Annotated in this window: 17 protein-coding genes and 3 pseudogenes; 7 read left to right on the top strand and 13 right to left on the bottom strand. The window is 61.5% G+C overall.

Annotated elements, in window-relative coordinates; translation table 11 throughout:
- Window positions 1-70 precede the first annotated feature (70 nt).
- Window positions 71-3,844 carry a methionine synthase gene (metH, locus tag N7E02_RS27815; protein WP_286581081.1) on the top strand — a complete coding sequence of 1,258 codons (3,774 nt, stop codon included), beginning with the start codon at window positions 71-73 and terminating at the stop codon, window positions 3,842-3,844.
- A gap of 77 nt (window positions 3,845-3,921) precedes the next feature.
- On the opposite strand, the gene N7E02_RS27810 is transcribed toward metH, so the two are convergent.
- From N7E02_RS27810 to N7E02_RS27780, 7 genes are all read right to left on the bottom strand, one after another.
- Window positions 3,922-4,347 carry a hypothetical protein gene (locus tag N7E02_RS27810; RefSeq protein WP_286581080.1) on the bottom strand — a complete coding sequence of 142 codons (426 nt, stop codon included), beginning with the start codon at window positions 4,345-4,347 and terminating at the stop codon, window positions 3,922-3,924.
- A 10-nt stretch (window positions 4,348-4,357) separates the two neighbouring features.
- Window positions 4,358-4,615, bottom strand: a complete 258-nt coding sequence (locus tag N7E02_RS27805) for a type II toxin-antitoxin system Phd/YefM family antitoxin (protein WP_286581079.1) — start codon at window positions 4,613-4,615, stop codon at window positions 4,358-4,360.
- A gap of 100 nt (window positions 4,616-4,715) precedes the next feature.
- Window positions 4,716-6,050, bottom strand: coding sequence for an MFS transporter (locus tag N7E02_RS27800; RefSeq protein WP_286584064.1), 1,335 nt, complete (start codon window positions 6,048-6,050; stop codon window positions 4,716-4,718).
- A 155-nt stretch (window positions 6,051-6,205) separates the two neighbouring features.
- Complete coding sequence (locus tag N7E02_RS27795; protein WP_286581078.1) at window positions 6,206-7,267, bottom strand: ABC transporter ATP-binding protein; 1,062 nt, start codon at window positions 7,265-7,267, stop codon at window positions 6,206-6,208.
- Between the two features lie 9 nt (window positions 7,268-7,276).
- Window positions 7,277-8,065 carry an ABC transporter permease gene (locus tag N7E02_RS27790; protein WP_286581077.1) on the bottom strand — a complete coding sequence of 263 codons (789 nt, stop codon included), beginning with the start codon at window positions 8,063-8,065 and terminating at the stop codon, window positions 7,277-7,279.
- A gap of 10 nt (window positions 8,066-8,075) precedes the next feature.
- Complete coding sequence (locus tag N7E02_RS27785) at window positions 8,076-8,951, bottom strand: ABC transporter permease (protein ID WP_286581076.1); 876 nt, start codon at window positions 8,949-8,951, stop codon at window positions 8,076-8,078.
- 77 nt (window positions 8,952-9,028) lie between these two features.
- Complete coding sequence (locus N7E02_RS27780) at window positions 9,029-10,132, bottom strand: ABC transporter substrate-binding protein (protein ID WP_286581075.1); 1,104 nt, start codon at window positions 10,130-10,132, stop codon at window positions 9,029-9,031.
- 529 nt (window positions 10,133-10,661) lie between these two features.
- Between N7E02_RS27780 and N7E02_RS27775 the strand changes: the two genes are divergently transcribed.
- Entirely contained in the window at window positions 10,662-12,161 is a 1,500-nt protein-coding gene (locus N7E02_RS27775) for an amino acid permease (RefSeq protein ID WP_286581074.1), read from the top strand.
- A gap of 206 nt (window positions 12,162-12,367) precedes the next feature.
- Window positions 12,368-13,081, top strand: coding sequence for an AAA family ATPase (locus N7E02_RS27770; RefSeq protein WP_286581073.1), 714 nt, complete (start codon window positions 12,368-12,370; stop codon window positions 13,079-13,081).
- A 223-nt stretch (window positions 13,082-13,304) separates the two neighbouring features.
- Here the strand turns inward: N7E02_RS27770 and N7E02_RS27765 are convergent, their stop codons facing one another.
- Window positions 13,305-14,714 carry a L,D-transpeptidase gene (locus N7E02_RS27765; RefSeq protein ID WP_286581071.1) on the bottom strand — a complete coding sequence of 470 codons (1,410 nt, stop codon included), beginning with the start codon at window positions 14,712-14,714 and terminating at the stop codon, window positions 13,305-13,307.
- Window positions 14,715-14,904: 190 nt separating this feature from the next.
- Between N7E02_RS27765 and N7E02_RS27760 the strand changes: the two genes are divergently transcribed.
- The 3 genes from N7E02_RS27760 (at window position 14,905) to N7E02_RS27750 (ending at window position 16,572) form a co-directional block, all read left to right on the top strand.
- Window positions 14,905-15,744 (top strand): DUF4432 family protein, encoded by an 840-nt coding sequence (locus tag N7E02_RS27760; protein WP_286581070.1) that lies wholly within the window; start codon window positions 14,905-14,907, stop codon window positions 15,742-15,744.
- 77 nt (window positions 15,745-15,821) lie between these two features.
- Window positions 15,822-16,160, top strand: a complete 339-nt coding sequence (locus N7E02_RS27755) for a protein tyrosine phosphatase family protein (RefSeq protein WP_286581068.1) — start codon at window positions 15,822-15,824, stop codon at window positions 16,158-16,160.
- 70 nt (window positions 16,161-16,230) lie between these two features.
- Window positions 16,231-16,572 (top strand): RidA family protein, encoded by a 342-nt coding sequence (locus N7E02_RS27750; protein WP_286581067.1) that lies wholly within the window; start codon window positions 16,231-16,233, stop codon window positions 16,570-16,572.
- Between the two features lie 62 nt (window positions 16,573-16,634).
- Here N7E02_RS27750 and N7E02_RS27745 read toward each other — a convergent pair whose 3' ends face one another.
- From N7E02_RS27745 to N7E02_RS27725, 5 genes and pseudogenes are all read right to left on the bottom strand, one after another.
- Entirely contained in the window at window positions 16,635-16,757 is a 123-nt protein-coding gene (locus N7E02_RS27745; protein WP_280141693.1) for a hypothetical protein, read from the bottom strand.
- 64 nt (window positions 16,758-16,821) lie between these two features.
- Entirely contained in the window at window positions 16,822-18,483 is a 1,662-nt protein-coding gene (locus tag N7E02_RS27740) for a thiamine pyrophosphate-binding protein (RefSeq protein WP_286581064.1), read from the bottom strand.
- Window positions 18,480-19,615, bottom strand: a pseudogene (locus tag N7E02_RS27735) (CaiB/BaiF CoA transferase family protein). The gene N7E02_RS27740 and the pseudogene N7E02_RS27735 overlap by 4 nt, the downstream one beginning before the upstream one ends.
- A gap of 100 nt (window positions 19,616-19,715) precedes the next feature.
- Window positions 19,716-20,680 (bottom strand): annotated as a pseudogene (locus N7E02_RS27730) (DMT family transporter).
- 68 nt (window positions 20,681-20,748) lie between these two features.
- Window positions 20,749-21,687, bottom strand: a complete 939-nt coding sequence (locus tag N7E02_RS27725; RefSeq protein WP_286581061.1) for an alpha/beta fold hydrolase — start codon at window positions 21,685-21,687, stop codon at window positions 20,749-20,751.
- A gap of 90 nt (window positions 21,688-21,777) precedes the next feature.
- Here N7E02_RS27725 and ettA point away from each other — a divergent pair.
- Window positions 21,778-23,426, top strand: a pseudogene (gene ettA, locus N7E02_RS27720) (energy-dependent translational throttle protein EttA).
- Window positions 23,427-23,493 lie beyond the last annotated feature (67 nt).

Here is a 23,493-nt window from a genome sequence, read left to right as displayed (position 1 = left end):
AAAGCTGGACTTCACATAAAGGCATCTTTATATGGTTATGGATATTTTGATGAATGCCAAGGAGCCTTCCGTGTTCGACGAACTTTTCGGATCAGCAGCCGCCCCACGTGACGGCACGGAAATTCTAAATGCCCTGAAGGCCGCCGCCCGCGAGCGCATCCTCGTCATCGACGGTGCCATGGGCACCCAAATCCAGGGCCTCGGTTTCCAGGAAGAGCATTTCCGCGGCGAGCGCTTCATCGGCTGCGCCTGTCATCAGCAGGGCAATAACGACCTTCTGATTCTGACCCAGCCGCAGGCGATCGAGGATATCCACTATCGCTATGCAATGGCCGGTGCCGACATTCTGGAGACAAACACGTTTTCGTCGACGCGCATCGCGCAGGCCGATTACGAGATGGAAGGCGCTGTCTACGACCTCAATCGCGACGGAGCGCGTCTCGTCCGCCGTGCCGCCTTGCGGGCAGAGAAGGAAGACGGACGCCGCCGCTTCGTCGCCGGTGCCATCGGCCCGACCAACCGTACCGCCTCCATCTCCCCCGACGTCAACAATCCCGGCTACCGCGCCGTCTCCTTCGACGACCTGCGCAAGGCCTATGGTGAGCAGATCGACGGCCTGATCGATGGCGGCGCCGACATCATCCTGATCGAGACGATCTTCGATACGCTCAATGCCAAGGCTGCGATTTTCGCCTGCGAGGAACGCTTCGAGGCCAAGGGCATCCATCTGCCGGTGATGATCTCCGGCACGATCACCGACCTTTCCGGCCGCACCCTGTCGGGCCAGACGCCGTCGGCCTTCTGGAACTCGGTCAATCACGCGCGGCCGTTCACGGTCGGCCTCAACTGCGCGCTCGGCGCCGATGCCATGCGGCCGCATCTGCAGGAATTGTCGGACGTCTCCGACACGTTCATCTGCGCCTATCCGAATGCCGGCCTTCCCAATGAATTCGGCCAGTATGACGAGACGCCGGAGATGATGGCGGCGCAGGTGGAAGAGTTTGCCCGCGAGGGACTGGTCAACGTCGTCGGCGGCTGCTGTGGCTCGACGCCGGACCATATCCGCGCCATTGCCGAGGCGGTCTCGAAGCACAAGCCGCGCGAGATTCCGGAGCACAGGCCGTTCATGTCGCTGTCGGGCCTCGAGCCCTTCGTGCTGACCAAGGACATTCCCTTCGTCAATGTCGGCGAGCGTACCAACGTCACCGGCTCGGCGAAATTCCGCAAGCTGATCACCAATGCCGATTACACGGCCGCACTCGCCGTTGCCCGCGACCAGGTGGAAAACGGCGCGCAGGTGATCGACATCAACATGGACGAGGGCCTGATCGACTCGGGCCACGCCATGGTCGAGTTTCTGAACCTCATCGCCGCCGAGCCTGACATCGCCCGAGTGCCCGTGATGATCGACTCGTCGAAGTTCGAGATCATCGAGGCCGGCCTGAAATGCGTACAGGGCAAGGCGATCGTCAACTCGATCTCGCTCAAGGAAGGCGAGGAGAATTTCCTGCGCCAGGCGAAGCTGATCCGCAATTACGGTGCGGCCGTCGTCGTCATGGCCTTCGACGAGAGTGGCCAAGCGGATACCTATGACCGCAAGGTCGAGATCTGCACCCGCGCCTACAAGATCCTGACGGAACAGGCCGGTTTCCCGCCGGAAGACATCATCTTCGACCCGAACATCTTCGCGGTGGCGACGGGTATCGAGGAGCACAACAATTACGGCGTCGACTTCATCGAGGCGACGCGGACGATCCGCGAGAGAATGCCGCTCGTGCATATTTCCGGCGGCGTGTCGAACCTCTCCTTCTCCTTCCGCGGCAACGAGCCGGTGCGTGAGGCGATGCACGCCGTGTTCCTCTACCACGCCATCCAGGCGGGCATGGACATGGGCATCGTCAATGCCGGCCAGCTGGCAGTCTACGACAATATCGACCCGGAACTGCGGGAAGCCTGCGAGGACGTGGTGCTGAACCGCCGTGCCGACGGCACGGAGCGACTTCTCGAGGTCGCCGAGCGGTTCCGTGGCGGCCCCGGCCGGGAAGCGAAGGTGCAGGATCTTTCCTGGCGCGAAAAGCCGGTGGCGGAACGTCTGTCCCACGCGCTTGTCAACGGCATCACCGACTATATCGATGCCGATACGGAAGAGGCGCGCCAGCAGGCGGAACGTCCGCTGCACGTCATCGAAGGCCCGCTGATGGCCGGCATGAACGTGGTCGGCGACTTGTTCGGCTCCGGCAAGATGTTCCTGCCGCAGGTGGTGAAGTCCGCCCGCGTGATGAAGCAGGCCGTTGCCGTGCTGCTTCCCTACATGGAAGAGGAAAAGCGCCTCAACGGCGGCGACGAGCGCAAGTCGGCCGGCAAGGTGCTGATGGCGACGGTCAAGGGCGACGTCCACGATATCGGCAAGAACATCGTCGGCGTCGTGCTCGCCTGCAACAATTACGAGATCATCGATCTCGGCGTCATGGTGCCCGCCACCAAGATCCTAGAAACGGCGGTTGCGGAAAAGGTCGATATCATCGGCCTGTCCGGCCTGATCACCCCGTCGCTTGACGAGATGGTGCATGTGGCGGCCGAAATGGAGCGGCAGGGCTTTGATATCCCGCTGTTGATCGGCGGCGCGACGACGAGCCGCGTGCATACGGCGGTCAAGATCCATCCGCGCTATGAAAAAGGCCAGGCTATCTATGTCACGGACGCCTCGCGCGCCGTCGGCGTCGTGTCCTCGCTTCTGTCTAAGGAACAGAAGCCGGCCTATGTCGACGGTATCCGCGGCGAATATGCCAAGGTTGCGGAAGCCCATGCCCGCAGCGAGCGCGAAAAGCTGCGCCTGCCGATCGCCCGCGCCCGCGCCAATGCGGAGAAAGTCGATTGGGCTTCCTATGAGCCGGTGAAGCCGCAGTTCTTCGGCACGAAGGTATTCGAGACCTATGATCTGGCGGAGCTGGCCCAATACATTGACTGGACGCCGTTCTTCCAGACCTGGGAGCTGAAGGGGCGTTACCCGGCGATCCTGGAGGACGAGAAGCAGGGCGAGGCTGCGCGTCAGCTCTGGTCCGATGCTCAGGCGATGCTGAAGAAGATCATCGACGAGAACTGGTTCCGTCCGCGCGCCGTGATCGGCTTCTGGCCGGCCAATGCCGTCGGCGACGATATCAGGCTGTTCACCGACGAAACGCGTTCGGAAGATCTCGCGACCTTCTACACGCTTCGCCAGCAGCTTTCGAAGCGCGATGGCCGTCCGAACGTGGCGCTGTCGGATTTCGTCGCACCGGTCGACAGCGGCAAGGCCGATTACGTCGGTGGCTTCGTCGTCACGGCGGGTATCGAGGAAGTGGCGATCGCCGAGCGCTTCGAGCGGGCGAACGACGATTATTCGTCGATCCTCGTCAAGGCGCTGGCCGACCGTTTTGCCGAAGCCTTTGCCGAACGCATGCACCAGCGGGTCCGCAAGGAGTTCTGGGGTTATGCCGCGGACGAGACGTTTACGAACGAAGAGCTGATCCACGAGGAATATGCCGGCATCCGTCCTGCACCCGGCTATCCGGCACAGCCCGACCATACGGAAAAGGACACGCTCTTCCGCCTGCTCGACGCGACCAATGCGACGGGCGTGGAACTGACCGAAAGCTTCGCCATGTGGCCGGGCTCATCCGTCTCCGGCATCTATATCGGCCACCCGCAGAGCTATTATTTCGGCGTCGCCAAGGTGGAGCGGGATCAGGTCGAGGACTATGCGTCGCGCAAGGGCATGGCAGTGACCGAGGTCGAACGCTGGCTCGGGCCTGTGCTGAACTATGTGCCGACCAATGCGGTCGAGAAGATCGATGACGCGGCGTAAGCTGGCAGTTTGAAAAGCGATGGGGGAAGCCTGGAACAGACGTTTCGGGCTTCTTTCCGTTTCAGCCCACAGATCAATCAGCGCCGGACCGATCTACTTTTGCCATCCCGTGCAAGCTCAAGAAAATTCTCCTTGATGATCTTGAAAAGGCCTGGCGGAAGAAAGCCGTAGGCAAAATTGTGTTGACTGCCTGGAATGGGGGAGAGGCCTGCGTTCGGCCATTCGTCGATATTGTATTCTGATACGATGACCCAACTGGGTGCTTCATCAAGCCCGATCGCCTGCTTCACCTTGGGCGGGATTTCTATTCCGATGGTTTTACCTGCTGGCCGGCTGTGCGTGATCGGGAGGATTACGACATACCGTGGTCGTGCAGCCGGATCGCTTGTTGCGATAAGGCAGGCCGGGCGATCTTTTCCGGAGGATCGCCCTTCAACCCGTTCAGTCGCCCAGAGATAATCATAGCGGATCACCAATCCCGGTTCGGGTGCGGGAAGCGCCATCGGCAAAGGTCTACTTCAGGAGGTCGTCGAGGTGCCGATGCCTTTCATCCATCTCGGCGCTTTCGATCGCGTCAAGAATTGCCGGGCTGACATCATCCTTCGTCTGATGGGCTCGCTGTGCTGCGGCTCGCAGCCAGTCATAGTGATTGGCTGACATGAGAACGAGCTTCGGCTGGCCGTCGCGTGTTATTTCGATCGGTTCACGTTCGGCCTGACGCTGATATTCCTGGAGGTTTCGCTTGAATTCGCTCGCTGTTGTCCGTGTCATGCCAGAAGCTCCGCAAAGGCTGGCTTGATTATACAGGGAGGGGCGCTACCCGCAATACAACAAGGCAAGGCAGGCGGCAGTGTTGCCGCCTGCCTGGTTCTCAGCCCCTGGCCAGTCGCGCCGTCAGTTCCTCGATGCCGGCATCGGCTTCCACTTTGTCGCCGTATAGCGAGAGATAAACGCCGAGACCGACCGTCAGGGCGGCGATGAAGAGCAGATACCAGGCATGCGCCATCGGATTGATGGCAAGTGCCGAGGTGACCGCGATCGGGGTCAGGCCGCCGAATACCGCGTAGGACACGTTGTAGGAGAAGGAGAGGCCAGAGAAGCGGACGCGGGCCGGGAAGGCGCGGACCATGACGTAAGGTACGGCGCCGACCATGCTGACCGCGAGGCCCATCACCGCGTAAAGGGCGAAGACGGTGGTGATCGAGGTCGAGGCAAGGCTGTAGAAAGCCCAGGTCGCGGCACCGAAGATGACGCCGCCGACGGTGAAGAAGCGTCCCGACCCGATGCGATCGACGATGGCGCCTGCGGCCGACGTTCCGAAAATCAGAAACACGGTGCCGAAGCTGGTGGCGAGAAGCGACTGCTGCGGCGTGTAGCCGTAAAGTTTCTGCAGCAGGGTGGCGGTCATCAGCGTCGTGACGACGATCGCTGCGGAGAGAACCCAGGTCAGCAGAACCGAAATGAATACGCCGCGAAGGTGATCGCGGAGCACCGTCTTCAGCGGCAGTTCCGGCACGAGTGCGCGGCTCGCCTTCATCTCGGTGAAGATCGGCGTTTCCTGCAGCCAGCGACGCATCCAGACCGACAGCAAACCGAATATGCCGCCGAGGAAGAACGGGATGCGCCATGCGCCATCCGCGATCGCTTCCGGCGTGAAGACGGTGTTGATGACTGCGGCGATGGACGAGCCGAGCAGAATGCCGAGCGACAGGCCGGAGGTCAGGAAGCCGCAGGCGAAGCCGACGCGGCGGAAGGGTACGTGTTCGGCGACGAAGGTCCAGGCGCCGGGCACCTCACCGCCGATTGCCGCACCCTGCAGGATGCGCATGAGAACCAGCAGGATGGGCGCGAGCACGCCGATCGTCGCATAGGTCGGCATGATCGCCATGCCGAGCGTCGACAGGGCCATCAGCAGGATCGACAGGGCAAACACCTTCTTGCGGCCGAACAGGTCGCCGAAGTGAGCTAGCACGATACCGCCGAGCGGACGAACCAGATAGCCGGCTGCGAAGATGCCGAAGGTCTGGATCAGCACCAGCCAGTCCGGCATGTCCGGTGGAAAGAAAAGCTTGCCGATCACCGTCGCGAAGAAGACGAAAATGATGAAATCGTAGAATTCCAGAGCACCGCCAAGTGCAGCGAGGCCAAGTGTACGGAAATCCTGCGATGTAAGGCGGCGCGGCGCCGAAGAGGTGATCGGAGACATGATACTCAACTGTTGCTCGGGATGGCCCTCCAGCGGGAAGGCAACATTAGGGCAATGCGGTATCAGACCTCGCATTTCAAGGCTGAACGGCCGCTCCAGCAGTCATTCGGCAAGCATTACGATGCAGTTAAGCAACAGGTGTATTTGGGGGGATTTCAGTCGCGGATAAGTAGCAGGTCTCCGGCGGCAAAGCGCAGCGTAACGGTCTCGCCCGGCTGCGGCAGGATCTTGTCCGGCGCATTGAACATGTCGAAGGAAATCTGGTTGCCGCCGACTTGGAACTTGGTGCGCACGACCGAGCCGAGGAAGTGCGACGACACGACGGTGCCGGTGAGCGCGGTGTCGCCCTTGGCGCTTTCGGAGAGTGATCCGGCTTCCGGACGCAGTGCGACGGACATCTTGTCGCCGGCCTTCAGCGCAGCAACCGTCTCACGCAGAGAGATCACATTTTCACCGATGCGGATGGTGTTGGCCGCGGGGTCTGCGACTACAGCGTCGATGATGTTGAGCGTGCCGACGAAGGAGGCGACGAAGCGGGTCGCCGGGCGGTTGTAGATATCCGACGGCGTGCCGATCTGGTCGGCGCGGCCTGCATTCATCACGACGATGCGGTCGGAGATCGACAGCGCCTCTTCCTGGTCATGGGTGACGAAGACGGTGGTGATGCCGAGCTGGCGCTGAATCTGGCGGATTTCTTCGCGCAGCGACACGCGGATCTTGGCATCGAGGGCGGAAAGCGGCTCGTCGAGCAGCAGGACCTGCGGCTTCGGTGCCAGCGCGCGGGCGAGCGCCACGCGCTGCTGCTGGCCTCCCGACATCTGATAGGGGTAGCGGTCGGCGAGATGTTCGAGATGGATGAGTTTCAGCATCTCCTTCACCCGGGTCTCGATCTCGGCCTTCGGCATGCCGGCGACCTTGAGGCCGAAGGCGACGTTGTCGAAGACGTTCATGTTGGGGAAGAGCGCATAGGCCTGGAAGACCATGCCGATATTGCGCTGGCTGGTCTTGAGGCCGGACTGGTTCTTGCCATTGATGGTGATCGTGCCGTCGCTCGGGGTCTCGAAGCCAGCGATCATCCGCAGGATCGTCGTCTTGCCGCAACCGGACGGGCCGAGGAAAGAGATGAATTCTCCTTTCTCGATCGCCATGTGAAAATCCTTGACGACCTGGGTCGGCCCGAAACTCTTCTTGATGCTGTCGAGGACAAGAAACGACATGGAAAATCCTTAGGCCTTGGACGGCGTCAATTTGCTGAAACGGGAGACAAGCTGGAGGAGGCCCATCGAAATCCAGGTCATGGCGAAGGCGATGACGGCAAGCGCTGAAGGTTCATAGGCCTTGTTGGCGCCGACAAGCTGGAGATAGGGACCGAAGGCCGGGCGGTTGAGCAGCGATGCCATGGTGAATTCACCCATGACGATGGCGAAGGTGATGAAGGCGCCCGACAAGACGCCCGACATGACATTCGGGAAAATGCACTTGAACAGGATGGTCGGCCATTTGGCGCCGAGGATTTCGGCGGCTTCCGTCAGGGTGCGGACGTCGATCGTGCGCATCGCCGTGTCCACCGAGCGGTACATATAGGGCAGCGACAGGGTGATGTAGGACATGACCAGCAGCACGTTCGTGCCGAAGATCGAGCCGGTGAACGGGATGTAGGACGACGAGTTATAGAGGCGCAGATAGCCGAAAACGATGACGATCGCCGGGATGACCAGCGGCATCAGGGTGATGAATTCCATCACCGGGCGCATCTGCGGCAGGCGCAGGCGCACCCAATAGGCGGTCGGCACGACGAGAAGCATGCCGAAGACGATGGTGAGCAGCGCCATCAGCACCGAGAAACCGAAAGTCTGCTGGAACTGGATGTCGGAGAAGACCGAGCCGTAAGAGTCGAAGGAATATTCGCCGCGGCGCATGCGCAGCGAGAATTCGAACGTGCCGAGCAGCGGCACGAAGAAGTAGATGACGCCGACGGCGATGGCGAGCCAGGCGAAGAACTTGGTCATCTTCATGGGCGCGCCCTCACTTCTGCCAGCGTTCGGCGCGCATGCGCAGCCAGATGTAGAGGATGTTGGAGATGCCGGTAATGACGATCATGCCGAGCGCCAGCGCGTAGCCGAGGTTCGGATTGTGCAGCACGTCGCCGCGGATCTGCGCATAGAGCAGGATCGGCACGATGTTGAGCGAGGCGCCGGTCAGCGCATAGGCCGTGGCGATGGCGCCGAAGGCATTGGCGAAGAGCAGCAGGCTGGTGCCGAGCAGGCTTGGCCACAGGATCGGCATCGCCACCATGCGCCAGTATTGCCAGGTCGACGCGCCGAGAATTTCGGAGGCTTCGCGCCATTCCTTCTTCAGGCCGTCCAGCGCGGGTGTCAGGATCAGCACCATCAGCGGGATCTGGAAGAACATGTAGGTGATGGTCAGGCCGAAGAAGGAGAGAAGGTTGAAGCCGGTCGAATAGAGATTGAAGCCGAACCAGTCGCGCAGGAAGACGGTGACGAGGCCGGTGCGGCCGAGCGTGGCGATGAAGGCGAAGGCGAGCGGCACGCCGGCAAAGTTCGAGGCGACGCCGGAAAAAGTCAGGAGGCCGGAGCGGATCCAGGAGGGCAGACCGCCGAGCACGATTGCCCAGGCGAGAAAGAAGCCGATCAGCGCGCCACCGAGCGAGGAGGCGAAGGACACCTTGATCGAGATCCAGTAGGCCGAAAGGATGGTCGGCGTGAACAGGTCGCCGATATTCTTGAAGGTGAAATCACCCTCCGGCGTAAAGAAGGCGCCGGTGACGAGATAGAGCGTCGGCACGAGCAGAAACATCAGCGCGAAGATCATGAACGGCGCGATGCCGAGCCAATCGATGACGGTACGTCTGTCGATGAAGGACGAGGATGCTGTGCTCATGAAGCCGGGTTTCTGTCCGAGGAGGAAAACCTCCCCGCCTATAAAGACGGGGAGGCTGAATGCATTGCTTAACTAGCTTACTGGACGTTGGCGCCGACGACCTTGTCCCAGTTGGTGGTGATGGCGGTCTTGCCCTTGTCCTGCTCTTCGAGCGTCGGGAACTTCGCCTTCTCATAGGCGGCTGCCGGCGGCAGGGCGTCGAGCATTTCCTTCGGGATCTTGTTGTTCTTGGCAAGATCGTTGAAGCGGATCGGGTGGCAATAGCCCTTCAGGTAGCCGAGCTGGCCTTCGTCGGAATAGAGATATTCCATCCACAGCTTGGCAGCGTTCGGGTGCGGAGCGAAGGCAGAGATCGCCTGGACGTAGACGCCGGCGACGACGCCCGATTCCGGAACGACGACTTCGAGCGGCGGGTTGCCCTTCAGCGTATCGCGCCAGGAGAGACCGTTATAGTCCCAGGCGACGACGATCGGGGTGGAGCCCTGAGCGAGCGAAGCGGACTTGCCGATGACTGGAACAAAGTTGCCGGCCTTGTTGATTTCCGAGAACAGCTTCAGGCCGGCTTCGCCAGCCTTGGTCGCGTCGGTTTCGCCGGCGGCGAGGCCTGCGGCGTAGACGGCCTGAACAGCCTGGTTGGAACCGCGCGGGTCACCGGCAAGAGCAACCGAGTTGGCATAGTCGGACTTGGTCAGGTCCTTCCAGTCCTTCGGCACTTCCTTGACGATGTCGGTGTTCACGATGAAGGAGAGAACGCCGTAATAGTCGCCGTACCAGTAGCCTTCAGCATCCTTGGCGTCGTCCGGGATCGAATCCCAGGTGGAGACCTTGTAGGGCTGGATCAGCTTTTCAGCCTTGGAGGACGGGCCGAAGGACAGGCCGACGTCGATGACGTCAGGCGCCTGCGGGCCGGTATTGCCCTTGTTGGCCTTGATGGCTTCGATTTCGTCGCCCGAGCTTGCGTCCGGGTTCAGTTCGTTGACTTCGATGCCGTACTTGGCCTTGAAGCCGGCAATGATGTCGCCGTAACCGCACCAGCTGTGGGGCAGGGCGATGGTGGTGAGCGAGCCTTCCTTCTTGGCGGCGGCGATCAGCTCGGCGCTCGGCTCGGCAAAGGCGAAGGAGGTGGAAGCAACGACTGCGGCAGTCGTCAGCGAGAGCAGGCGATGGGCGTTCTTGAGCACGGGTGTCCTCCTGAGGGTTTTGTCGTGTCGGCGGCGACTCGTAGAGCCGTTTCGTGAACTGTATGTGACAGGCCCGGCGCCGATCATCTTCCTATAAGCCCCCGCTTTGAAAGCACTTTTTCGCGATGCCTTGATTGCCGGATGCCGTGGCCTGTGGATAACCGGGGCCAGACGTCGCGGGAAGGACAGGGAAGGCGCAATTCAGCCAAGGGAAAAGCGAAGTTTCGTTTGACGACGCGCACAAAGTGAAGAATTCTCTGCTGCAACTTTTATTTTATTTCTACCGATCTTCTTTTCACGACTGCTTTCATGCTGAGCCCTTGAAAGAAGAGCGAATTATAATCGGCCGGGCGAGGGATCGCGACCGTCCGCTACTGCAACCCGATCAGGGACTGCGTAAGAAATAGATCCCCTTGGGAGCGTCAAAGCTGTGTCAGTGCCGGCACCGAAATATCGGGCCGGCGCGAAGAGGACAGGGCATATCCGGCCGTTGGGGCCGGAGCCCGTTGCTTTGAGCAGGAGAAGGGGAATGGAAAGTTCATCTGCCGGCGTCAGCTACAAGAAGGCCGACGCCTCCTATTTCGACAAGCGCGGACTGTCGCGTTACGCCGGTGTCTGGTCGCTCTGGGCGCTCGGCGTCGGCGCGGTCATCTCGGGTCATTTTTCCGGCTGGAATTTCGGCTTCGCCACCGGCGGCTGGGGCGGCATGCTGGTTGCCGGCATCATCATCGCCATCATGTATCTCGGGCTGACCTTCTCGATCGCCGAGATGAGCCCGGCATTGCCGCATACGGGTGCGGCCTATTCCTTTGCGCGCACCGCGATGGGCCCGTGGGGAGGGTTCCTCACCGGCCTTTGCGAAAACGTCGAATACGTGCTGACGCCCGCCGTCATCGTCACCTTCATCACCGCCTATGTGAACTCGATCCTCGGGCTCGATCCGGCCTATTCGCCGCTTCTGTGGATCCTGTTCTACGCGGTCTTCCTGGCGCTCAACGTCTTCGGCCTGGAACTGTCGTTCAAGGTGACGCTGGTGATTACGCTGATTTCGCTGGCGGTTCTGGTGTTCTTCTGGATCAGCGCGATCCCGAACATGGATTTTTCCCGCTGGGCGCTGAATATCGGCGTCGGTCCCGATGGTGCGGCGATCGAACTGCCGGAAGGCAATGGCGACTGGTTCCCCTTCGGTTTCTCCGGCGTGCTCGCGACGCTGCCCTTTGCCGTCTGGCTGTTCCTCGCGATCGAACAGCTGCCGCTTGCGGCCGAAGAATCGGTCGATCCCAAGCGCGACATGCCGAAGGGCATCATCCTCGGCATCATCACCCTGATGATCTCGGCCTTCATGATCGTGCTGCTCAACCCGTCGCTGCCGGGTGTCGGCGCCTTCCATCTCGGTTCGGCGCTGGAGCCGCTGCTGGACGGCTTCAAGGCGGTCTATGGTGACAGCGGCGTTGTCATCCTCGGCCTCGTGGCGCTGACGGGCCTGATCGCCAGCTTCCACACGATCCTTTATGCCCAGGGCCGGCAGATCTATTCGCTGTCGCGTGCCGGCTACTTCCCGACGGCTCTGTCGGTCACGCATCCGGTCTACAAGACGCCCTATGTGGCGATGATGGCTGGGGCGGCGGTCGGTCTTGCCGTCATGCTGGTCATCTGGTTCGCGCTCGGCGCGGAGCAAGGCGGTACGGTGATCGGTGCGGTGCTGCTCAACATGGCCGTGTTCGGGGCGATGTTCTCCTACATCATGCAGGCGATCTCCTTCATCATCCTGCGCAAGAAACTGCCGAATATCGAGCGGCCGTTCCGCTCGCCGCTCGGCATTCCGGGGGCGGTGCTGACGATCATCATCGCCGTCGTGACGCTGCTCTACCAGATCCAGGATCCGAACTTCTTCAAGGGCGTGGTCTGGGTCGTCGTCTGGTTTGCCGTCGCGATCGCCTATTTCGCGATCGTCGGCCGCCACAGGCTAATTCTCTCCCCGGAAGAGGAATTCGCCATGGAACACAAGGAGGCCGCTGCGCTGGCTTGATCGCCCGAGTCGTTTCGCAAAGGAGGCGGCTGCACGCGCGGCCGCCTTTCTTCGTTCAACTGTGAGGGACGAGTTCTTCTCGATGATATTCGCAGATGCTGAAATTAATCATTCGTTAACCATGATTGGAAAGGATGCGATCTAACGGCCCCATGCTTCGGGGATTCTGGAGAGCGATGCGGCTCGTCACCTTTCGAGGATGGAAAATGCCCGTAATCTCTTTCGCCAATGCCAAGGGCGGCGCCGGCAAGACGACAGCCGCACTTCTGCTGGCCACCGAGCTCGCCCATGAGGGCTTTCGCATCACCATCATCGATGCCGACCCGCAGCGCTGGATCAGCCAATGGCAGGAGGCCTCGGGCAAGGTCCGCAATATCGAAGTCGTTTCGGAAATCACCATCGCATCGCTGCAGTGTCACCTGCGCGAGATGGCGTCGCAGACCGACTATTTCATCATCGACCTCGCCGGCGCCCGTGACGCGCTGGTCACCACCGCGCTCGGACTTTCCGACCATGTCTTCATCCCGGTCCAGGGTTCTGCCATGGATGCCAGGGGTGCGGCGCAGATCCTCGATCTCCTGGCGCTGATGAAGGATAAGGGACGGCTCGACATCGCCCATTCCGTCGTTCTCACCCGCGTCACCTCGATGGTGACGACGAAGGCGATCGTGGCGATCAAGGGCCTGCTCGCCTCCAAGGGCGTTCATGTTCTGGCGACGCCGATCGGCGAACGCATCGCGTTCAAGGAGCTGTTCGAGACCGGCGGCACGCTGCACAGCATGGACCCGGCTAGGGTCAGCAATGTCGACAAGGCACGCGACAATGCCCGCCAGTTCGCCCAGGAAGTGCTCAGCCTGATGCCGGTCAAGGTGACGCGCTCGGCGGTGTCCCGGCTCATCGGTCTTGGCCGCGGCATCTGATCGCTGTTGCGAAGAAGTCTTTGAGAAATGGCTCGGGAGGCTACACGTCCGCCGTCATCCTCGGGCTTGTCCCGAGGATCTGCGACGTCGTGATTTTATTCGGCGTGATTAGATCCTCGCCACAAGGGCGAGGATGACGGCATTTGGCCTTTGCGGCTTATCGGGAGCAGAACGTCCAGTGATAGCCGGCAATTTTCCTAAGCCTCGAAGGGGCTTCCAGTCCTTACTCAACAAACTCCACCGTCGTGCCCGGCTTGACCATCTTGGCAAGCTCGGTCGCATCCCAGTTGGTCAGGCGCACGCAGCCGTGGCTGTTGGTCTTGCCGATCTTGGACGGTTCCGGCGTGCCGTGGATGCCGTAGGTCGGCTTCGACAGGGCGATCCAGACGGTGCCGACCGGGCCGTTCGGGCCTGGCGGGATCTGCAGGATTTCCTTGTTCTCACCCTGGGTGAAATTGATCTTCGGATTGTAGGTGTAGCCGGGATCGAGCGCGATGCGCTGGACCGTGTGGTCGCCGCTCGGCGACGGCGTGTCGGACGAGCCGATTGTCGCCGGATAGGCGGCAATGAGATTGTTGTCGGCGCCGTAAGCGAAGACCTGCTTGCGCGCCTTGTCGGCGACGATACGCGTCACTTCGCCCTTCTTCGGCTGCGCCGGGTTGACGACCTTGATGATCGTGCCGGGAATGGAGAAGTCGGCATTCGGATTGAGCGACTTCAGGTAGTTCTCGTCCATGTGGAACTGTTCGGCCAGCTTTTCGGTGACCGAGGTAAACGACATGGCCGGCAGGGCCGCTTTGTGGGCATAGTCTTCCGGGATCGACGCGACATAGGGACCCGCGGCATCGGCCGGCGTGATCGTGTAGTCGACGATCGGCAGGCCGCCGGAATAGGTCAGGCGCTGCATTATCTCTTCGGAATTGTTCGGATCCAGCGTCTCGCCCGTCATTTCCTGCCAGGCAGCGATCGCCTTGTTGACGTTGTCACCGAGACGGCCGTCGATGACGCCTGGCGAAATGCCTTCGCGATCCAGAAAGACCTGGAGGGCCGCGATTTCAGCCTGCGGCTTGTTCGTCACCGTGGCGACCGGCTTGTTTGGGTGCAGTTGCTCGGCCGGCGGCAGGCTCGGGTTCGGCTCAAGCGATGCCTCTTCCGGATAGCCCTGGTCGACACCCGGCAGTTCCTGCTGGTCGAGCGGCATGCGCGTGACCTGATCCTGTCGGCCGATCGAGCCGGTCGTTGCGCCGGGCTCTGTCGGATCGCCGGGGCGGTACTGGCGGTAGTCGCGATAGCCGTATCCGCTCTGGTCGTCGTAACGGGCCTGGTCGCGGCGATTGTTGCGATAGCCGGGCGGCGGCGGATAGCCGTTATTGCCGCCACGATAGCCGTCGCGGTGCATTTCGGTCGCGATGACATTGCCATAGCTGTCGACATAGACGCGCTGCCCGGCTCGGTCGCGCGTGATGGAAATTCCGCCACCATTGGGAACATAATCGAGGATAGCGCCGTCAGGTGCGACGAGCATCGGTCCTTCCTCGTAGCCGTAATAGCGCGATTGCGCCGAGGCCGGGGACTGGCTGAGGGATGCCGCAAGGACAGACAGGCTGATACTGAAAAGGAGCGAGCGCTTCACGATTCCACCGATTATAATGTTGCACATTCAGGTAATCGGGAATGGGGCTTTCTGGTTCCCGTTTGCTGTCTGCGATGACTGACAAGTTAAATTTGACGCTTGTATGGAAAAATCTCAGCTTGCAATGAATGAATCATTAAATTCCGCTCACCTTTGGTAACGCCCGGGTGAGCACCAGGAGGAAATACCGATGAAGACCTTCTCCGCCGCTTTGGGGCCACGGCTTATGCTGGACGAAAGCTCGGTGCTCGATATCGGAAGCTGCTTCGTCAACAATATCGACATCGCGCCGGGCAGGGCGATACCGGACGATGGTGATCCGCGGATAGATCATTCGCTGGAGGGTTTCCTGTTCACCTGTGGCCCCGATCACATCCGCCATCCGGACCTGATCGACGGCAAGAGCAATGGCCGAAAGTTTCCGCTGCACGGGTCCTTCTCGTCGCATCCGGCCGAGATCCAGTTCTGGGATGCCCAGGGCGAGGATGCCGAATGTCGGGCGAAGGTGAAGGTCGCGACGGCCGATGGCGGCAGCGCTGTCCTCGAACGCCATTGGCGCATCGACAACACGACCGGCGAGGTCTGCCTGCAGGACAGGGTGACCAATACCGGCGACCGGCCGATGGCGCGGGTGCATATGTATCACATGAATGTCGGCGCCTGGCTGTTCGACGATGCCGTGCATCTTTCCGGCCGGATGCTGGAGGGCGGGCAGATGCCCTGGGGATTCGGTCCCGATCCGGGCAGCGTGTTCTGCGTGCCGGCGAAGGAAGAGGGCAAGGAATGGGCGGAAGTGGCTCTAGGCCCGATCGCGGCACTCGGCGGATCGACGCTGAAGGTCCGGTTCAAGACGGACGGGCTGCCCTATCTGCAGATCTGGCGCAACCAGGCGGCGCCCGCCCACGTGCTCGGCATCGAGCCGGTTTCCCACCGGCTGGCGAGCCGCAAGGAGCTCAAGGAAGGCGGCGAGCTGGAATGGCTGAAGCCGGGCGAGAGCGCCGACTATGCGCTGCGTTTTGCCTTCGTCTGATCTGACACCCTTCTGTCGTTGACGCTCACCGAGGCACCGCGTAATGCTTGCGCCTCAATAAGGAATGGAGGTTGCCCATGGATATCCGCCAGATCAACGACGAGTATTCGGTTTCCGGTCAGATCACCGTGGACGAACTGGACGAGGTCAAGGCAATGGGGTTCAAGTCCATCGTCTGCAATCGTCCTGACGAGGAAGAGCCTGGTCAGCCGCATTTCGCCGACATCGAGGCGCGTGCGAAGGAACTCGGCCTTGAGATCCGCCATATCCCGGTCGGCCGCATGGGCCTGACGCCGGAAGGCGTGACCGAGATGGTCGATGCGGTGGAAGATCTGCCGAAGCCGATGCTCGGCTATTGCCGTTCGGGCGCCCGCTCGACCGCGATCTACGACCAGGCCCAGCGTTCGCGCGGCTAACGAGTTTTTCGCGCACGATGCGGGCATCCGTGTCGTGCTTATTCCCAGCTCAGCATTCAGGAGCATTCCCATGAGCATCAAGCGCATCGAGCCCGGCGCCCGCATGAGCGGCGCAGTCGTCCACGGCAACACCGTCTATCTCGCCGGCCAGGTTGGCGAAGGCGAGACCGTGACCGACCAGTGCAAGGACGCGCTCGCCGAAGTCGATCGCCTGCTTGCCGCAGTCGGCTCCGACAAGTCGAAGATCCTGCAGACAATCATCTATCTTTCCGACATGTCGACCTTCGGCGAAATGAACGCTGCCTGGGAAGCCTGGATCGACCCGGCCAACCCGCCGGCACGTGCAACGAGCGAAGCCGCTCTCGCCGCACCGAAGTACAAGGTCGAGTTCATCGTCACCGCTGCGATCTGATTTCGATCATCCGAGCATGAAAAAAGAGGCCGGTGAAAACCGGCCTCTTTTTTATTTGTCGATCAGGGTTCGCCCGGCGTCATGCCGAAAAGATAGAAAGCGGCGAGAGCGATGCCGATCAGGAAGATGACGACAACAAAGGTCGACATGCCTCCTAGTGCTTTGCGTTTTGTTTCACTAGCCATGTCCTATCAACAGCTTGGCCAGCGAATGGTTCCCATCGAATGAGCAAAAGCCCAGAAGTGGACATCAGGCCTTGTTGCGGATCTGGGTCAGCGTACGGGCAGGCGTGATCGCTTCCGGATCGAGCCTCACCTCGATGATCGCAGGCTTGCCGCTCTCACGGGCACGCAGATAGGCCGGGCCGAAATCCTCGGTCTTCTCCACCAGTTCTCCATGGCCGCCGAAAGCCTTCGAATAGGCGACGAAATCCGGATTGACGAGATCGGTGGCACTGACGCGGCCGGGATATTCCCGCTCCTGGTGCATGCGGATCGTGCCGTAGATGCCGTTATTGACCAGCACCGTGATGATCGGCAGCCCGTAGCGGACGGCGGTGACGAATTCCTGGCCGTGCATCATGAAGCAGCCGTCACCGGCAAAGCAGACGACTTCCCGCTCTGGGAAGAGCTGCTTGGCGGCAACCGCTGCCGGCAGGCCGTAGCCCATCGAGCCGGAGGTCGGCGCCGACTGGGTGTTGTACTTCCGGAAGCGATGGAAGCGGTGCAGCCAGGTGGCGTAGTTCCCGGCGCCGTTGGTGAAGATCGCGTCGTCCGGCGCGTTCGCCTCGATCCATGCCATGATCGGTCCCATATGGACGTCGCCGGGGCCGCTTTCGGGTGGTGTCGACCATTTGAGATAGGAATCGTGCATCGCCGATTTGCGCTCGGCCCAGAGCGGCAGCGCCGGTGGTTCGAGATCCTTGATCGCCTCGACGAATTCCGCGGGTGCTGCGCAGATCGCCAGATCCGGGCGATACATGCGGCCAAGTTCTTCCGGATCGGGGAAGACATGGACGAGCTTTTGGCTCGGATAGGGGATGTCGATCAGCGTGTAGCCGGAGGACGGCATTTCCGACATGCGGCTGCCGATCAGCACGAGCAGGTCGGCGTCCTTGATCTCCTTGGCGAGAGCCGGGTTGATGCCGATGCCGACATCGCCCGCATAGGACGGGTGCAGGTGATCGAACAGCATCTGCCGGCGGAAGGAGCATCCGACCGGCACCTTGAACTTGCTGGCGAAGGCCTGGAAGTCCGCGACCGCGTGTTCGTCCCAGCGGGTGCCGCCGAGGATGAACATCGGCCGCTGCGCTTCCTTCAACAGCTTCTCGAATTCGGCGACCTGCGATCGGCCGGGATGGCTCTCGACGCGCGTATAGGCCTGCGCCTCGACCGCTTCGACTTCCTCGACCAGCATGTCCTCGGGCAGGGTCAGCACGACCGGGCCGGGGCGGCCGGAGGTGGCGACCGCAAAGGCGCGGGTGACGAATTCCGGAATACGGCGGGCATCATCGATCTCACCCACCCATTTGGCGAATTCGGTGAAGGCGCGGCGGTATTCGACTTCCTGAAAGGCCTCGCGCTCCTTCATGTCGCGGCCGATCTGGCCGACAAAGAGGATCATCGGGATCGAATCCTGCTTGGCGACATGCAGGCCGGCCGAAGCATTGGTGGCGCCCGGTCCACGGGTGACCATGCAGATACCGGGTTCGCCGGACAGACGGCCCCAGCTGTCGGCCATCATCGCAGCGCCGCCTTCCTGGCGGCAGACGAGCACATCGATGCCGCTTTCATAGAGCGCATCGAGCACGGCGAGATAGCTTTCGCCCGGGACGCAGGACACGCGTTTGACGCCGTTCGCCTTCAGCGCCTCGACGATGAGTTGGCCTCCGGTTCGCTTGGCAGTCGTCATCGGTTGCTGTCCTTTTCGGTTGCCTTGGTGGATGCCTTTTGGGATGCCCGTTGGGAGGCGTTGAGTTCGGCGAGAATTTCGTCCGTATGCTCGCCCACCTTCGGGCTCGGGCGATGATAGGCGAGGGGCGTCTCGGAGAGCACGATCGGGCTGCGGACACCCGGAATGATCGTGCCGTCGGCCGCCTCCAGATCGACGCGCAGACCGCGCGCCTTGACCTGGGGGTCCTCGAACATCTCGCCGATCGAGTTGATCGGCCCGACCGGCACGGCATTCTCGCCGCAGGCGGCCAGCAGATCGGCCTTGGTCCATTGGGTCGTCTCGGCGGTGATGAGGCTGCGCACCTCGACGCGATGGGCGACGCGGGCCTTGTTGGTCGCATAGCGCTCGTCGTCTGCCAGCTGCTCGACACCGAGGATGCGGCAGAAGCGGCGGAACTGCCCGTCATTGCCGACGGCGAGGATGATATGGCCGTCGAGAACCGGGATCACCTCATAGGGCGAGATGTTCGGATGGGCGTTGCCGAGCTTGACCGGCGAGATGCCGGAAATCAGGTAATTCATGTTCTGGTTGGCGAGCACCGACGACATGACGTCGAGCAGCGCCATGTCGACGAGCTGTCCTTCGCCGGTCTTCATCGCATGGATCAGCGCGCTCTGGATGGCGGTGACGGCATAGATGCCGGTGAAGATGTCGGCGATCGCGACCCCCGCCTTCATCGGCTGGCCGTCCGGCTCACCGGTGATCGACATGAAGCCGGACATGCCCTGGACGATGTAGTCGTAGCCGGCGAGCGAGGCGTAAGGGCCATCCTGACCGAACCCGGTGATCGAGCAATAGACGAGCTTCGGATTGATCTTTTGAGGCTCTCGTAGTCGAGCCCGTATTTCTTCAGGCCCCCGAGCTTGAAGTTCTCGATCAGCACGTCGGACTGTGCCGCGAGCCTGCGGACGATCTCCTGGCCTTCCTCGGTCTTCAGATCGACGGCGATCGAGCGCTTGCCGCGATTGGTCGAATGGTAATAGGCGGCCGACAGGTTCTCGCCGTCGACGCTCTCGACGAAGGGTGGTCCCCAGGCGCGCGTGTCGTCGCCGCCGTCCGGGTTTTCCACCTTGATGACATCCGCTCCCATGTCGGCCAGCATCTGGCCGGCCCAGGGCCTGCCAGAACACGGGCAAGTTCGAGGACGCGGATGCCGTCGAGCGGCGGCTTCTTCTTGGCATTATCCATGATCAGGGGGCTACCGATGTCGTTTCGCTTTTGGTGACGGGCTTGATCGAGGCGACGCGACGCTCGCGCCAGATGATGTAGAGGCCGGAGCCGATGATGATCGAAATGCCGAGCCATTTGATCGGATCGGGAAAATCGCCGAAGACGAGCCAGCCGAACAGCGTGGCCGAGATGATCTCGAAATATTGGATCGGCGCCAGGACGGAGGCCGGTGCCGCGCGATAGGCATAGACGCTGAGGACGCCAGAGAGGGCGGCAACGACGCCAACTGCGGCAATCCATGTGAAGGTGGTGAGGTCGGGAACGGAGGGGCGAGAAAGTCGATCTCGGTCATGCCTCCGATCAGGAGCAGCACAGCGCAAATCGGCAAGCCCCACATCGACATCTGGAACTGCATTGCCCAGGGATTTTCGCGCTGAGCAAGCGCACGGGTCATCATGGCGAAGATGGCGATGCCGAAGGCGGTGACGACCGGCAGGAGCGCGATATAGCCGATCTCCTGAAAGCTCGGGCGGATGACGATCATGGCGCCGATAAATCCGACGACGCAGGCAGTATAGCGGCGCCAGCCGATGATCTCCTTCAGGAAGATGCTCGACAGCACGGTCAGGATGATCGGTTCGACGAAGAAGATCGCGACAGCGTCAGCGACCGGCATCACCGCCAGCGTGGCGACGAAACAGACCATGGAAATCGCGATCACGGCGGCGCGAATGAAATGGTAGAAGCTCATCCGCCAGGAGAAGCTACGCCATGAGCCTGTCCAGATCACGAAGGGCAGCATGCATAGCGCCTGGAAGACGAAGCGTCCGGCCGTGATCATGGTGGGGGAGGCGGAGGTCGTCGCGAGCTTCGAAAAGACGTCGATCAGAGGCGCGATCAACATGGCGAGGATCATCAAGCCCAGGCCAGCGGTGATACTGATGGCGTGCATGGATGGAGCCGGTTTTGCGGGCGCTGCGCTCATGGTCTGGATATACCGAGGGTGGAATCTTCGCGCACTTGAATAAAAGTCATGAACTCATTCCGTCGCCGTCAGCTACGCTTGGAAATAGTTGCCGCCCACTCCGCAAACTCGGCTGTTGCCTCGCCGCGAACGGTGTCGTTCAGGGTCTCGTGGCGGGTATGCGTCCAGAACCGCGTCATCACCTTGTGGAAGCCGTTTTTCCTCAGATGCGCCGAGAGCCAGAAGATCGCGTTGCCCTTGTCGGTGGCCGGGTCTTCACCGCCACCGAGCAGATAGATCGGCAGGTCTTTCGGCATCCGATCGATAAGCGCCGGTGCGCGGAAGGTGAGTTCGAAGAGGTCGAGCCAGAGCGAGACGCTGGCATCGAAACCGCAAAGCGGATCGGCGATATAGGCATCCACCTCTGCCGGATCGTGGCTCAGCCAATCGAAGGCGGTACGATGGTTCGGGATGCTTTTGCCCCAGGCGCCGAAGGTGAGGCGGGGCAGCATGCCGCTCGGTACGTCCGATCCCTTGAGGGCGCGCTCGGCCAGCAACAGGCCCTGCGCGGCGCGACCGGCGAGACCGGGATTGAAGTTTGAATTCCACACCGCCACGGCATCGAAGGCGCGTGGATTATCTACCGCGGCATTGAGTGCGATCAGCCCGCCCATGGAATGGCCGAACAGGATGACCGGCAGGCCGGGATGGGCGGCTGCAGCCAGATCGCGCATCGCCATCACGTCGCGCAGAACGATCGCCGCACCATCCTTGAGAGCGAATCGCCCGATCGGCGCGTCCGGTGCCGTCGTCTCGCCATGGCCGCGGTGATCCCAGGCATAGACATGGAATCCCGCCTTGGCCATCGCGGCAGCAAATGGCCGGTAGCGTCTCGAATGTTCCGCCAGTCCATGGGAAACCAGCAATATCCCTTTGGCCGGTTCGACGGCCGCGGCGTGGTGATACGTGACCGACGCACCCGTCGGGCTGGGGAAACTCGATGTTTCCCACCCAAATTCCAAGGTCATTTCAAGGCCTCCCCCGCTCTGCGCATTGCCCCGAGGCGCGTCTTCGCCTACATAGCGGCAAAACCTCTTTCCCCCGGAGCTTATTTATCGATGGCACGTCAGTTCATCTATCACATGTCGGGACTGAACAAGTCCTATGGCGCCAAGAAGATCCTCGAGAACGTCAACCTGTCGTTCTACCCCGACGCCAAGATCGGTATCCTCGGCCCGAACGGCGCCGGTAAGTCGACCGTCCTGCGCATCATTGCCGGTCAGGACAAGGAGTTCACCGGTGAAGCCTGGCTCGCCGAAGGTGCGACCGTCGGCTATCTGGAGCAGGAGCCGCATCTCGATCCGACGAAGAATGCCTTCGAAAACGTCATGGTCGGAGTGGCCGACAAGCAGGCCGTGCTCGACCGCTACAACGAACTGATGATGAACTATTCCGACGAGACTGCGGAAGAGGGCGCCAAGCTCCAGGACATCATCGACAGCCAGAACCTCTGGGACCTGGAACAGCAGGTCGAGATGGCGATGGAAGCGCTGCATTGCCCGCCGAAGGACGCCAATGTCGAAAACCTGTCGGGTGGTGAGCGTCGCCGTATCGCGCTCTGCCGCCTGCTTCTGTCGCAGCCGGACCTGCTGCTGCTCGACGAACCGACCAACCACCTCGACGCCGAGACGATCGCCTGGCTTGAACGTCACCTGCGCGACTATCCGGGCGCCGTGATGATGATCACCCACGATCGCTACTTCCTCGACAACGTCACGGGCTGGATTCTCGAGCTCGACCGTGGCCGCGGCATCCCCTACGAAGGCAACTATTCCGCCTATCTGGGTGCCAAGGCCAAGCGCATGCAGCAGGAAGCCCGCGACGAGGCCGGCCGCCAGAAGGCGCTGTCGCGTGAACAGGAATGGATCGCATCCAGCCCGAAGGCTCGTCAGGCCAAGTCCAAGGCCCGTATCAAGGCCTATGAACAGCTGGTCGATGCGGCCGAGAACATCCGGCCCGGCGATGCGCAGATCATCATCCCGGTCTCCGAGCGTCTCGGCAATGTCGTCATCGAACTCGACGGCATCAAGAAGGGCTTTGACGGCCGCACCCTGATCAACGACCTGTCGATCAAGCTTCCCCGGGCGGTATCGTCGGCATCATCGGCCCGAACGGCGCCGGCAAGTCGACGCTGTTCAAGATGATCACCGGCCAGGAAACCCCGGATGCCGGCTCGATCCGCGTCGGCGATACCGTGCATCTCGGTTATGTCGACCAGAGCCGCGATGCTCTCGATGGCAACAAGACCGTCTGGGAAGAAATCTCCGGCGGTGCCGAAGTCATCAAGCTCGGCAAGTTCGACATGAACAGCCGTGCCTATTGCGGCGCCTTCAACTTCAAGGGCGGCGATCAGCAGCAGAAGGTCGGCAATCTCTCGGGTGGTCAGCGCAACCGCGTTCACCTTGCCAAGATGCTGAAGGCCGGCGGCAACGTTCTTCTCCTCGACGAACCGACCAACGACCTCGATACGGAAACGCTCGGTGCGCTGGAAAGCGCGCTCGAAGCCTTTGCCGGCTGCGCCATCATCATCAGCCACGATCGTATGTTCCTCGACCGCCTTGCCACCCACATCCTCGCCTTCGAAGGCGACGGCCATGTCGAATGGTTCGAAGGCAACTTCGAGGATTATGAAGAAGACAAGGTCCGCCGCCTCGGCCCCGACGCCCTCAACCCGGGCAGCCAGGCTCACAAGCGCCTGACGCGCTAAGGGCTAGTGGACACAAATGATATGTGGAGGGCGGCTAGGCCGCCCTTCTGTTTTTAAAGGCATGAAC

This window comes from Terrirhizobium terrae (genome assembly GCF_030323265.1).
Taxonomy (GTDB): Bacteria; Pseudomonadota; Alphaproteobacteria; order Rhizobiales; family Rhizobiaceae; genus Neorhizobium.
Note: the sequence above shows the minus strand (reverse complement) of the source record. Positions and strands in the feature narration are given on the sequence as shown.

Coding starts and splice junctions, on each gene's coding strand:
- N7E02_RS27810 (WP_286581080.1), bottom strand. CDS start 4,347: ATGGCGCTTCCCGCACCCGAACCGGGATTGGTGATCCGCTATGATTAT.
- N7E02_RS27805 (WP_286581079.1), bottom strand. CDS start 4,615: ATGACACGGACAACAGCGAGCGAATTCAAGCGAAACCTCCAGGAATAT.
- N7E02_RS27800 (WP_286584064.1), bottom strand. CDS start 6,050: ATGTCTCCGATCACCTCTTCGGCGCCGCGCCGCCTTACATCGCAGGAT.
- N7E02_RS27795 (WP_286581078.1), bottom strand. CDS start 7,267: ATGTCGTTTCTTGTCCTCGACAGCATCAAGAAGAGTTTCGGGCCGACC.
- N7E02_RS27790 (WP_286581077.1), bottom strand. CDS start 8,065: ATGAAGATGACCAAGTTCTTCGCCTGGCTCGCCATCGCCGTCGGCGTC.
- N7E02_RS27785 (WP_286581076.1), bottom strand. CDS start 8,951: ATGAGCACAGCATCCTCGTCCTTCATCGACAGACGTACCGTCATCGAT.
- N7E02_RS27775 (WP_286581074.1), top strand. CDS start 10,662: ATGGAAAGTTCATCTGCCGGCGTCAGCTACAAGAAGGCCGACGCCTCC.
- N7E02_RS27770 (WP_286581073.1), top strand. CDS start 12,368: ATGCCCGTAATCTCTTTCGCCAATGCCAAGGGCGGCGCCGGCAAGACG.
- N7E02_RS27760 (WP_286581070.1), top strand. CDS start 14,905: ATGAAGACCTTCTCCGCCGCTTTGGGGCCACGGCTTATGCTGGACGAA.
- N7E02_RS27755 (WP_286581068.1), top strand. CDS start 15,822: ATGGATATCCGCCAGATCAACGACGAGTATTCGGTTTCCGGTCAGATC.
- N7E02_RS27750 (WP_286581067.1), top strand. CDS start 16,231: ATGAGCATCAAGCGCATCGAGCCCGGCGCCCGCATGAGCGGCGCAGTC.
- N7E02_RS27745 (WP_280141693.1), bottom strand. CDS start 16,757: ATGGCTAGTGAAACAAAACGCAAAGCACTAGGAGGCATGTCGACCTTT.
- N7E02_RS27740 (WP_286581064.1), bottom strand. CDS start 18,483: ATGACGACTGCCAAGCGAACCGGAGGCCAACTCATCGTCGAGGCGCTG.
- N7E02_RS27725 (WP_286581061.1), bottom strand. CDS start 21,687: ATGACCTTGGAATTTGGGTGGGAAACATCGAGTTTCCCCAGCCCGACG.